This is a genomic window from Georgenia alba (assembly GCF_042665525.1).
GTDB lineage: Bacteria > Actinomycetota > Actinomycetes > Actinomycetales > Actinomycetaceae > Allobogoriella > Allobogoriella alba.
In genome coordinates, this window is the sequence record NZ_JBHTCQ010000001.1 from 1,734,026 (window position 1) to 1,745,880 (window position 11,855).

Annotated in this window: 9 protein-coding genes; 5 read left to right on the forward strand and 4 right to left on the reverse strand. The window is 72.2% G+C overall.

The features are described from left to right. The first annotated feature begins 17 nt into the window (after positions 1-17). The 4 genes from ACFQQL_RS07965 (at position 18) to galE (ending at position 5,934) form a co-directional block, all read left to right on the forward strand. Positions 18-1,406 (forward strand): sulfotransferase family protein, encoded by a 1,389-nt coding sequence (locus tag ACFQQL_RS07965; RefSeq protein WP_382393009.1) that lies wholly within the window; start codon positions 18-20, stop codon positions 1,404-1,406. 25 nt (positions 1,407-1,431) lie between these two features. Then, on the forward strand, positions 1,432-2,640 hold the full coding sequence (locus ACFQQL_RS07970) for a capsular polysaccharide synthesis protein (RefSeq protein WP_382393011.1): 1,209 nt from the start codon (positions 1,432-1,434) through the stop codon (positions 2,638-2,640). Positions 2,641-2,660: 20 nt separating this feature from the next. Beyond that, a complete protein-coding gene (locus ACFQQL_RS07975) occupies positions 2,661-4,862 on the forward strand; it encodes a polysaccharide pyruvyl transferase family protein (RefSeq protein WP_382393013.1) in 2,202 nt (733 codons plus the stop codon). Between the two features lie 88 nt (positions 4,863-4,950). Continuing rightward, a complete protein-coding gene (gene galE / locus ACFQQL_RS07980; protein WP_382393015.1) occupies positions 4,951-5,934 on the forward strand; it encodes a UDP-glucose 4-epimerase GalE in 984 nt (327 codons plus the stop codon). A 3-nt stretch (positions 5,935-5,937) separates the two neighbouring features. Here galE and ACFQQL_RS07985 read toward each other — a convergent pair whose 3' ends face one another. The 4 genes from ACFQQL_RS07985 to ACFQQL_RS08000 all read right to left on the reverse strand — a co-directional run bounded on the left by ACFQQL_RS07985 (position 5,938) and on the right by ACFQQL_RS08000 (position 10,524). Next, positions 5,938-6,852, reverse strand: a complete 915-nt coding sequence (locus tag ACFQQL_RS07985) for an LCP family protein (RefSeq protein WP_382393017.1) — start codon at positions 6,850-6,852, stop codon at positions 5,938-5,940. A 507-nt stretch (positions 6,853-7,359) separates the two neighbouring features. Then, positions 7,360-8,598: an LCP family protein gene (locus ACFQQL_RS07990; protein ID WP_382393019.1), complete on the reverse strand. Its 1,239-nt coding sequence runs from the start codon at positions 8,596-8,598 to the stop codon at positions 7,360-7,362. Positions 8,599-8,633: 35 nt separating this feature from the next. Then, positions 8,634-9,593 carry a glycosyltransferase gene (locus ACFQQL_RS07995; RefSeq protein ID WP_382393021.1) on the reverse strand — a complete coding sequence of 320 codons (960 nt, stop codon included), beginning with the start codon at positions 9,591-9,593 and terminating at the stop codon, positions 8,634-8,636. Continuing rightward, positions 9,586-10,524, reverse strand: coding sequence for a glycosyltransferase (locus ACFQQL_RS08000; protein WP_382393023.1), 939 nt, complete (start codon positions 10,522-10,524; stop codon positions 9,586-9,588). Before ACFQQL_RS08000 ends, ACFQQL_RS07995 begins: the two co-directional genes overlap by 8 nt. 157 nt (positions 10,525-10,681) lie before the next feature. Here ACFQQL_RS08000 and glf point away from each other — a divergent pair, with 157 nt between their 5' ends. Further along, the gene (glf, locus tag ACFQQL_RS08005) at positions 10,682-11,842 is read left to right on the forward strand and encodes a UDP-galactopyranose mutase (RefSeq protein WP_382393025.1); all 1,161 of its coding nucleotides are present in this window, start codon (positions 10,682-10,684) and stop codon (positions 11,840-11,842) included. The last annotated feature ends 13 nt before the right edge of the window (positions 11,843-11,855 follow it).

An 11,855-nucleotide genomic window follows, 5' to 3' on the forward strand; every position in this document is an offset into this window, starting at 1 on the left:
AGAGGTCGGACGAGCACATGACCACCGCACCGCCGGAGCCCTGGCTCGAGGGTTACGAACAGGGCAAGCACGACGGAGCACGGTTCGGCGACGAGCTCGGACCGCTCAGGCCCGGACGGGGAGCACGCCCGCTGCTGCGTGAGGCGCTCGCCGAGCTGATGATCCGGGACGGGCGCGGGGAGTGGGTCACGGACGAGGAACGCGCCGAGCTGCGCCGGCTGGCGGCGGGGAGCCGGCAGCACGACTGGGACGAGATGGCCGTGACCGCCATGGCCTTCCTCGCCGGGCGGTTCGGTGACTCCGGGGCACGCGCCTGGCTCGCGCCGATGCTCGCGCACGCCGGACGGTACGAGGAGGCTGCCGCCACGTCCTTCACCTGGTCGGACGGCAGGCCGGCTGCACCCGACTTCGTCGTCATCGTGAGCGCGCTCGCACTGCTCGGACGCGAGGACGAGGCCCGGGCCCGCATGGCCGGGCTGGAGTCACGCTTCACGAACCTCGGCAAGGACTTCGTCACCCGGTGGCACGAGACGGACCTCGGGCGCCAGTTCGACGCCCTGGCGGCCAAACGACCGTCGGACGGGAAGCTTCCGGTGTTCTTCCACCTGCCGTTCTCCGGCGGCACGAGCATGATCGTCTCGCTCAAGCAGGCCGTGCCGCGTGCCGCGATCCTCGAGATCAACCGGCGCTTCGGGCTGCACCAGATCGAGCGCGCCCTCGACCTGGACGCCGACCGGGTCGCGCGGCTCCGGCTCATCCACCAGCACCACCCGTTCGCGATGCGGCTGCCGGGCCGCGACCTCACGTACTTCACGGTCCTGCGGGATCCGGTCTCCCAGCTCTCCTCCGGCTACCACAAGCGGTTGGCGTCCAAGGGCATCGTCCCCACCCGCGACCGCTCGGCGACGTTCGAGGAGCATGCCGAGCACACGATGACGAACGGCCTCACCAACATGCTGGCCCGTCAGATCGTCACGACGCACCCGGACATGCTGGAGCGCTACGAGCGGCACTTCGACCGGGCCGGCGCGTTCCGCACGATCCGTGTCGAGGAGGACATGTACTGGTTCGAGGCGACGCGCGACCTCGGCCCCGACCGCCTTCTCGAGATGAGCCGCGAGGCGCTGGACCTGCGGTTCCACGTCGTCGGCAGCATGAAGCACCTGGCCGCGAGCCACCTGGCCGGTGCGGCCAGCGTGGGGGTCCCGGTCGCGCGCCGGATCGTGCACCGGGGCAAGTCGGGACGACCTCAGGGCACGGAGTCCGACGTCGAACGGCGGCTCCGGGACGCCAACTGGGTCGATCAGACGCTGTACGAGGAGTACACCGAGCGGTTCGAGCGGGACTACGCCGATCTGGTGAGAACGGTGGACGAGGCGGCTGCTCTGGACGCCGCGACCGGGTGACGGGCTGGGACCGAGGGGCGGGGACATGAGACCGGATCCGACCGTCGCCGGCCGCGTGCTCGGCGAGCGCTCCTTCAAGAAGGGGGCGGCCCTCGCCGGCGAGAAGCGGTGGGAGGAGGCCGCCGACGCGTTCCAGCGCGCCGTCGACCGGTACCCGCACGAGCCGGTGTGGTGGCGCCGGCTCGCCCTTGCCCGGCTGCACCACGGAGACGTCGACGCCGGCCTGGCCGCCCACCGGCGGTCGGTCGAGACCCATCCCGACCCACCGCTGCGCTGGCTGGGCGACCTCGGCAAGGTCGCCACCCGGGCGCGGGACTGGGGCACCGCACGTGCGGCCTACCAGGAGCTGCTGCGCAAGGACCCCGAGACCCGTGATCACGACGCGGTGCTGCTGGAGCGCGGGCTCACACACTTCCTGCCGCGGCGGCGCACATCGCGGTTCATCGCGCAGAACATCGACCGGATCCGCCGGGCGGCCGCTCGTCACGAACCGCTCGAGGACCGGTCCGGCACGGTCTGGACGTACTGGGCTCAGGGCTTCGAGAACGCGCCGGACGTCGTCAGGCTGGCCCACGGGAGCCTCGTGGAGCACATGGGTGACGCGGTCGTCGCCCTGACCGCGACCGACGTCGCCGACCTGGTGACCCTCCCGCCGGACGTCGATGCGCTCGTCGAGAACCATGCGTTCCGGTCGGACCTGCTGCGGCTGGAGCTGCTCACCAGGTTCGGCGGGATCTGGATGGACTCGACCTGCTTCGTGCGTCACGACGTGCGCGCCGAGCTCGAGGAGCTCGCCCGGCCGTCGGGATTCTTCGCGTACGCGAAGGGAGACGTCACGATCGGCAACTGGCTCATGCTGACGCCACCGGGCCACTACGTCCCGGCGATGCTGCTCGAGGCGGAGTACGCGCACTGGCGGGAGTTCCAGCAGAACCTCAGCTACTTCACGTTCCACCACATCTTCGAGGCGCTCGTCGACGCCGACGAGAGGTTCCGGGAGATCTGGCACCGCACGCCCCGCGTGCCGTTCGATGCCGCGCTCCGGTTCCGGCACATGCTCGACGAGCCGTACGACGCCGCCACCTACCGAGAGGTTCTCGACGGCTCGATCGTGCACAAGCTGACCTACAAGTACGACGATGCCGGCCCGGGCACGATGATCGACGCGCTGATGTCGTCCCAGGACGCCACATCGCCCGGCGGACGGGCGGACCAGCTGCCCGGCGACGACTAGGCGAAGGGCGCCGAGCGACCATGCGACGATCTCTTCGCAAGGGCGGTGCCAGCCCCGCGCGGCTGCTCGCCGGCGCCCGCAGGCGAGCCGGGCGGGCCCGGCGCAACCTCCGGGCGCTGAGGGTGCTCCGGCGATCCCTGGAGGGCGCCGCGCCACCGGAGGGGTTGCGGAAGCTGTACGGCCGCGGCGGCCGCCCCCGTGGCGACCTGGTCACCGGGCGCCGGTCCTGGCACGCGTGTCCCGGGGCGGCGGACGCCGCTGCGGACCTGCTTCGCGAGGCCCTCGTGCCGGGCCGCGGGAGCGCGGCGGCCGCGATCGCCGTCGAGCTGGTGCGAGCACGTCCGCGAGACGCGGAGCTCCACCGGCTGGCCGCCCTCGCCGCCGGACTGGTCGAGGACTGGGACCTGGCCGAGGACCGGTGGGCGCGGGCGCTGGAGCTGGAGGGCTCGTCGCCGGAGCGAGCCGCGGGCCTGGTCGCCGATGAGCGGCGGCGCAGCGAGCAGCGCCGGGCCGTCGCCGGACAGCGGGTGCCGAGCAGGCTGGAGGCTCGTCGCCGCGAGCTGCTGGGCCGGTCCGTGTGGGAAGACCCCGACGGCGCGTTCTGGCGCTACGTCGCGCAGGCCGTCGCGTGCGACGCGCTCGAGGGGCTGGAGCCCGTGCTGGACGGCCTGGTCCCGGCGGACAGACCGCTGCCGAACGGGAAGGCACCGCGCGAGATCACCGACGCGATCGCCGCTGCCGATGCCCTGGAGGCCGAGGCCGACTACCCGGGCGCCCTGCGGGAGCTCGATCGGATCGCGCCGACCGAGGGGAAGCCGACCGTTCGCTACCTCATCACGCTCGCCCGGCTGGCGAGCGCGGTCAGCGACTACCGGCGTGCCCGGGTGGCCCTCCGCCTCGCCGGCGCCGCCGACGAGGCCACGAGTCTCGCCGCCGCCCACGATGCGCGGATCGCCTGGGTCGTCCACGACACCGCCGGTGCACGTCGCTCCGCCGAGCTTGCCCTGTCCGGGGGCCAGGACCGGCCTCAGGCCAGGGCGGTGCTCGACCTGCTCGAGCGGCAGCTCCCGCCGCCGGACCCGCCGGCGGGCGGCATCGCCCACGTCGCCTTCTTCGCCGGTCGGGGGTTCAACTTCGGCGACATCCTGCTGCCGCTCGCCGTGCAGGACGCCATCGGGGAGGCCGTCCGGAAGGCCGGTCCGGCGGAGCGACCTGCCGGCGGGCCGACGTGGCTCCCGTTCCACGTCCACCAGCTCTTCGACGAGGACTACGTGCGCCTCGCCAACACCCAGCGCGCGGTCGTCGTCGGCGGGGGTGGCCTGTTCCTGCCCGACACCTCGCCGAACGGTCACAGCGGCTGGCAGTGGAACGTGCCGCGCACCTCCCTGGAGGCACTTCGGGTCCCGCTCTTCCTGTTCGCCGTGGGCTACAACCTGTTCCCCGGGCAGTCGTTCCGGGGGAACCTCTTCCGCGAGAACCTCGTCGCGCTCGCGGAGAAGGCGGAGCTCCTCGGCCTGCGCAACCACGGGTCCATCGACCGCGTCCGGGAGATGCTGCCGGACGAGCTGACCGGCAAGGTCCGCTTCGTCCCGTGCGCCACGACCGTCCTCGAGCGGCTGCGCGACGACCTCCCGCCCGCCGAGACCGGCACCGGCCGCATCCTGCTCAACGCCGCCTTCGACCGCAGCGCCCGGCGGTTCGGCCACCGCTACGACGACGTCCTCGAGCAGGTGCACCGGTTCGTCCTGGCGGCCCGCGACATGGGCGCGGACGTGCGCGTCAGCGCGCACATGAGCGGCGACGAGCGGATCGCCACGGACCTGCGCAGCACGTACGACGTCGACCTGCCGGTCGAGAACCTGCACACCATGGACGTCGGCGACGCGCTTGCGACGTACCGGAACGCCTCGCTGGTGATCGGCATGCGCGGTCACGCCACGATGATCCCGTTCGGCCTCGGCACCCCGGTGCTGAGCATCGTCTCCCACCCCAAGATGCGGTACTTCCTCGACGACGTCGGGCGCGCCGAGTGGGGCGTGGACGTCGGCGACAGCAACCTCGGGGACCGGCTGACGGACCTTGCCAGGGACGTCCTGGCACGCGAGGAGGACTACCGTCGCGACGTACGCGAGCGGCAGCAGGGCCTCTTCGATCACGTCGCCGGCGCCGCCGAGCTGGTCGCCGCCCGGACCACCGGCCCGCCACGCGAGGAGCACACGTGAGAACGTGCGTCCTGAGGCTCCACGAGCCGCTCACCAGGGCCGACCGGGGTGGCCGGTCGAGCGGAGGCCCACAGATAGTGTTGCCGTCATGAGCATCATGGTCATCGGCGGCGCCGGCTACATCGGCGCGCACGTGGTCCGGCTCCTCACGGAGCGTGGTGAGGACGTGGTCGTCGTCGACGACCTCTCGACCGGGGTGGAGGACCGTGTGGGGGGCGCGACCCTCGTCGAGCTCGATGTCGCCGGTACCGACGCTCAGGAGCGTCTCGAGCTGGTCATGCGGCAGCGCGGCGTGGACTCCGTCATCCACTTCGCGGCGAAGAAGCAGGTCGGCGAGTCGGTGGAACGACCGACCTGGTACTACCGGCAGAACGTGGGCGGGCTGGTGAACCTGCTCTCGGCCATGGAGAACACCGGCGTCGTCCGGATGATCTTCTCCTCCTCGGCCGCCGTCTACGGCATGCCCGATGTCGAGCTCGTCACCGAGGAGACCGACCCCCGTCCGATCAACCCCTACGGCCAGACCAAGCTCATCGGCGAGTGGCTCATGGCCGACTGCGGCCAGTCCTGGGGACTGCGCTGGTCAGCGCTGCGGTACTTCAACGTCGCCGGCGCCGGATGGCCGGAGCTCGGCGACCCGGCCGTGCTCAACCTCGTCCCGATGGTGCTCGACCGGCTGGCGAGGGGTGAGCGTCCACGGATCTTCGGGGACGACTACGAGACCCCGGACGGCACCTGCATCCGGGACTACATCCACGTCCTCGACCTGGCCCATGCGCACCTCGCGGCGCTCGACCAGCTCGACGGTGAGGCGAGCGGGCGCATCTTCAACGTCGGTACGGGCACCGGCGCATCGGTACGTGAGGTCATCGACGAGATCGGTCGCGCCAGCGGTCTCGACGTGGCGGCCGACGTCGAGCCGCGACGTCCCGGTGACCCGCCGCGGCTCGTGGCGTCGCCGGAGCGCATCGCCGACGAGCTGGCCTGGAAGGCGGAGCACGGCCTGCCCGAGATCGTCGCCAGCGCGTGGGCGGCGTGGCAGGCCGGACCGCGCCCGGTCAGGGTGGGCTGAGCGTCAGCCCGCGGTCTCGACGTCGGAGGGCCGCAGCTCCCCGTCCCGCAGGCGCTCGAAGAACTCGGGCGTGCGCTCCTCGTCGAGGAGGATGGTCGATCCGATGCCACCCGGCTGGTAGTCGGGGTCCGCGATCGGCGGCGTGCCGGTGATGCCCTCGCTGCCGGAGGCCGAGAGGAACGCCCACGCCATGCGCCCGAGGTCGACGATCCCGGTGTCGTGGTCGGTGGTGACGGCCGCCGTCCCGGCGTCCACCAGCCTGACGTGCGCGACCGGGTTGAACAACGTCCCCGGCCGCGTCACCTCCTCCATGACCGCTCCGATCACCTGCCGCTGCCGCTCGGCGCGGCCGATGTCGCCGCGCGGGTCGGAGTAGCGCATCCGGGCGAACGCGAGGGCCGTCTCCCCGTCCGCGTGGTGGCACCCGGCCTCCCACTGCAGCCGGCTCCGGGAGTCGTCCACGTCGTAGTCCAGGCACAGCTCGACGCCGCCGACGGCGTCGACCACGCCCTGCACACCACCCATGCCGACCTCGACGTAGTGGTCCACGGTGAGGCCGGTCAGCTCCTCGACCGTCGCCGTCAGCAGGGGCGGCCCGCCGGCCGAGTACGACGAGTTGAGCTTGCCCGGACCGTGCCCGGGGATCTCCACGTACGTGTCGCGCGGGAGGGAGATGAGGGACGTCTGTCCGCCCGAGACCTGCAGGAGCATGATCGTGTCCGACCGCTGGCCGGTGGTGCCGTCGTCGTCGATCGCGCCGTCGGCGCGCGAGTCCGAGCCGGCGAGGAGGTACGTCGTTCCGGGGGTGCCCTCCGCGTCCGTCAGGGCATCGGTGTGGCCGATCTTGCCGTTGGCGTAGATCAGCAGCCCCACGGGCCAGGCGAGGAGGAGGACGAGCAGCACGACGAGGAGCGTCACGACGCGCCTCCCGCGACGACGGCGGCGTGGCTTGCGCGGCGGCGACGTCGGCGGAGGTCCGTCCGCCCGGCGGGGTTCGGGCCGCCGGCGTGCCGGCGCGCCCCCACCACCGGGCGTGTACGAGGGAGGCGGCGCGGACCCTGCGGACCCGCTGCGTACCGGCCGACGGGCAGGTGGTTGCGGACGCTGCGGTCGCGGAGCCCGCGACGACCGTTCCTGGGGGCGGTCCGGTGCCACGGCCGCTGCGTCCATCGCCCGGGTGGGTGGCTCGCCGGCGCCTCGGCCGCGCACCGGGCGGGCGGTGCTCGGGTCGGGCCGCTTGCGGCCCGACGCCGGGGTGAAGCTCGGCGGCGGGGACGAGTTCTCGTCGTTCATCGAACCCTCCCGGGAGATCGGCGTTCGCCGCGGTCCCTGGGGTGCAGGCGGACCGTGCACCCGGCGCCACGGCACGGGAAGCCTAACGCGGAGGTCACGCTGCCCGGCGGTACGGGGTGGGCGAGCCGTGGATCACCGGGTGCACTCCGGAGTGGTCTCCTCGGAGGGCTCCTCGGTCGTCGGCTCCTGCGTGGTGGGCTCCTCGCTGGTGGGCTCCTCGGAGGTGGGTTCCTCCGTGGTGGGCTCCTCGCCCGTGCCGGTGATGTCGGCGTCGATCGGCCGGTCCGCGCGCATGTTCTCCCACATGGCCTCGGCATCCGAGGAGGGGACGACCCGCGCGCCGGCCCAGTCGAACGGCATGGTGGCGAACCGGATCTCGTCCGGCTCGATGCCCCGCAGGGACGTGGCGACGCCGGCCATGTTGGGTAGCTGGCCCACCCAGTCGCCGGTGGTGAGCGTCTTGGTGCTGGCGTCCAGGAAGCGGTACAGCGCGGGCACGTTGGTGAGCAGGTGCACGCTGAGCGCCTCGCGGGCGATGGCCGCCACGAGCTGCTGCTGGCGGCTGATGCGGGAGATGTCCGACCCGTCGCCGCTCACGCCGTACCTGACCCGCGCGTAGCCGAGGGCCTCGTGACCGTTCAGCACCTGACAGCCCGCCTCGAGGGAGAGGTCGGCACGCTGGTCGTCGATCGGCTCGGGGATGTACATCGGCACGCCGTCGAGCGCGTCGACCACCGCCTCGAAGCCGGCGAAGTCCACGACGACGAAGTCGTCGATGGGAATCCCGGTCAGTGCCTCGACCGTCTTCCACGTGCACGCCGCACCGTAGGCGACGTCCCCGGTCTGGCCGCCGAGCGCGAAGGCGGAGTTGAACATCGCGTCGTACTGCTCGGCCGTCTCGCCTCCGTCGGGCAGCTGGCAGGAGGGGATGTCGACGAGGGTGTCGCGGGGGATCGAGACCACCTCGACCCGGGACCGGTCGGCGCTGACGTGGGCGATCATCGTCGTGTCGGACCGCATGCCAAGGGTCTCGCCGTAGTCCGGGTCGTCCTCGGTCCGCACGTCGCTGCCCATGACGAGGATGTTGAGCGGTTCGCCCTGCTGGGGGTCGTCGGGCGGTTCCTGCCCGTCGTCCCTGGTGGGGCGGTCATCGCCGAGCAGGTCGTCGACGTCGTGCCGGCCGATGTTCCCCTGGAGGTTCGAGTACGCCATGCCCATCGTGGTGGCCAGGAAGACCACGACCCCGAGGGCGCCGGTGAGGATCCGGCGGCGCATCTCGTGCCGCGCCAGCGACCGGGCGTGCCGGGCCGCGAGCAGCCGACCGCTTGCGGCGTGCGCAAGGCGGGAGAGCGTCACGGCGTGTCGTGGCATGGGGCGATCCTACGTTCGCGGGGGCCGGTGCGGCCTCAGCGCGCGCCGCTCAGCGAGTGCTGCCGCGCGTCCGTCGTCGTGCGCCGGGAGGTGCCTCGGCGCGACCCGGCGCCACGACGCCGGATGACCGTGCGGTAGACGGGCTTGCGCACGGACTCCGGCACCACGCGGTACAGGCCGCGCACGACCACGTTGCGCACGAGGTCGCGCGAGCTGGTGAAGCCGATCCCGTGCAGGCGGCGCTGCAGACGCAGCTCCGACCGCAGCAGCCGCAGACCCCCGCGGCGGGCGTATGCGCCGTCGCCGACGCGGTAGAGGACCAGCGAGCGGGAGACGTTGGCGACCCGCGCCCCGGAGGCGATCATCCGGGCGAAGAGCCAGTAGTCCTCCATGAGGTCCAGGTGGCGGTACCCACCGGCACGCTCGACGGCGCTGCGCCGGTACACGACGGACGGGTGGTTGAACGGGTCACGGAACCGCGCGACGGTGGCGATCTGGCCGGCCTCGGTCGGCAGCCTGCGGGTGAGCCCGGGCGGCTGGTCCTCGTCCTCGAACTCCGTGATGGCCGAGCCGACGAGGTCCAGACCGTCGCGGACCAGGGGCACCTGGATGGAGAACCGCTCGGGCAGGTTGATGTCGTCGGCGTCGGCGCGGGCGACGATGTCGTACCGGCAGGCCGCCAGTCCCGCCTCGAGGCTCTTCGCCAGGCCGCGGTTCTTCGCCTGCCGCACCACGGTGGTGGGGACGGTGCCGGCGCACGAGTCGGGGCCCCCGCGCTCCAGCCCGTCGACGACGGCCGCGAGCGCGGCCGGGACCGGGCCGTCCTGCACCAGCACGAGCTGGTCGGGCGGCAGGACCTGGTCGACCGTCGCCGAACGCACGGCACGGCGGAACTGCTCCGGGTCGTCGCCGCGGTAGACGGACATCAGGACGGCGAACCCCTCGGGGCGCGCGGGCGCCGCCGGTGTCCGGGCCTGGGTGATCGTGTCAGTCACGGTGCACCGCCTCCTGGATCGCGCGGACGTCGTCGCTGACCGCGCCGAGGCCCGCGAGGGCGGTCGTCGTCGGCTCGGGCCGCGAGGTGAGGCCCGCGACGAACCCGCGCCGGCCGGCGCGCAGCAGGAGCGGCCGGTCGGCGGACCGCAGCACGGTCCGTCCCCATCTCCTGAGCGTCGCGGCGCCGTAGAGGGCCAGGTCCAGCGGCCCGAGGGCGCGTGAGGTGCGCAGCATCCAGAGCTTGTTGCGGACCTCGTAGAAGAACCGCTCGCCGGGGTCGGCGTCGGTGGACCCGAACGTCCGGGTCAGGTGCTCGACGACGGACGTCGGCACGAAGAGCCCGGTCCGGCGGCGCAGCAGCCGAGCGGTGAACTCGAAGTCGTCGTTCCAGATGAAGTACGCAGCCTCCGGCAGGCCCTCCTCGCGGACCGCCCGGGCGTCCACCAGCGTCGAGACGAAGGACGCCGACCGGATCGGCACGCCACCCACGGCGGCCGCCCGTCCGGTGAACGGGCGTGCCAGACCGAAACGGCGGCGCGGGGTGTTCATCGGGTGGTCGCGGCCGTCGTGCCAGACGGCGCGGGAGGCGAGCAGCGCCGGACGGCCCGCGTAGCGGCTGCGGGCCCGGAGCAGCTCGGCGAGGGCCGACGGCGTGGGGACGGTGTCGTCGTCCATCAACCACACGAGGTCGGCGCGGTGGCTCCGCACGGCGCGAGCCGTGCCGGCGGCGAAGCCTCCGGCACCGCCGGTGTTCCGGGGCAGCCGTACGACCTCCGGCGCGAGTGGATGGGCGTCGGCCAGGTCCGCGGACCCGTCCGAGGAGGCGTTGTCGACGACGACCACGGCGTCACAGGGGCGGTCCTGGGCGGCCAGGCCGTCGAGAGTCCGGGCGAGCAGGTCACGGCGGTCGTGGGAGACCACGACCGCCACTACCGTTGGGGTAGCGTCGTCGGGCGATGGATCGCTTTGGGCGCGCCCGTGCACCGGTTCAGGCGTGCGTCGCCGAACCGGGGCAGGAGCGTCCGATAACAGTGGCATAACGATCTCAGCCTAGGTGAATTTCTTCCGAACTGCAGTGGGCGGCAATGTGAACTCCGACCTAGTCGTGGTGGGCTCTGGGTTTTTCGGCCTCACCGTCGCCGAGCGATGCGCTCGGGAGCGTGGCATGAAGGTGCTGGTCATCGACCGGCGGCCGCATGTCGGGGGCAACGCGTACTCCGCTGACGAGCCGACCACCGGCATCGAGGTGCACCAGTACGGTGCGCACCTCTTCCACACCTCCGTCGACCGGGTCTGGGAGTACGCGAACAGGTTCACCGATTTCACCAGCTACCAGCACCGCGTGTACACCACGGTTCGCGGTGAGGTGTATCCCATGCCGATCAACCTCGGCACCATCAACCAGTTCTTCCGGGCCGCCTACACCCCCGACGAGGCGCGCGCGCTCATCACCGAGCAGGCCGGTGAGCTGGCCGGCACCGATCCGCAGAATCTCAACGACAAGGGCATCCAGCTCATCGGGCGTCCGCTGTACGAGGCCTTCATCAAGGGGTACACGGCCAAGCAGTGGCAGACCGACCCGAAGGACCTGCCGGCCTCGATCATCACCCGCCTGCCGGTGCGGTACACGTACAACAACCGGTACTTCAACGACACCCACGAGGGGCTCCCGGTCGACGGTTACACCGCCTGGCTGGAGCGGATGGCGGACCATCCGAACATCGAGGTGCGGCTGAGCACCGACTTCTTCGACGTGAGCCAGCCGGTCAACAAGGGGGCGGTCGTCGGCCAGGTCCCGGTCGTCTACACCGGACCCGTCGACCGGTACTTCGACTACGCCGAGGGCGAGCTGGGCTGGCGCACCCTCGACTTCGAGCAGGAGGTCCTCGACGTCGGCGACTTCCAGGGGACGCCGGTGATGAACTACGCCGACGACGACGTGCCGTACACCCGGATCCATGAGTTCCGGCACTTCCACCCCGAGCGTGACTACCCCACGGACCGGACGGTGGTCGTGCGGGAGTACTCCCGATTCGCCGAGCGCGGTGACGAGCCGTACTACCCGGTCAACACGGCGGCGGACCGGGAGGCGCTGCTGCGCTACCGGGAGCGCGTCGAGGCGGAGACGGCCGAGCGTCGCATCGTCTTCGGGGGGCGGCTGGGGACCTACAAGTACCTGGACATGCACATGGCGATCGGCGCGGCCCTGTCCACGTACGACAACACCCTGCCCGACGTGCTGCGCTGACCGGCCGGCGCCC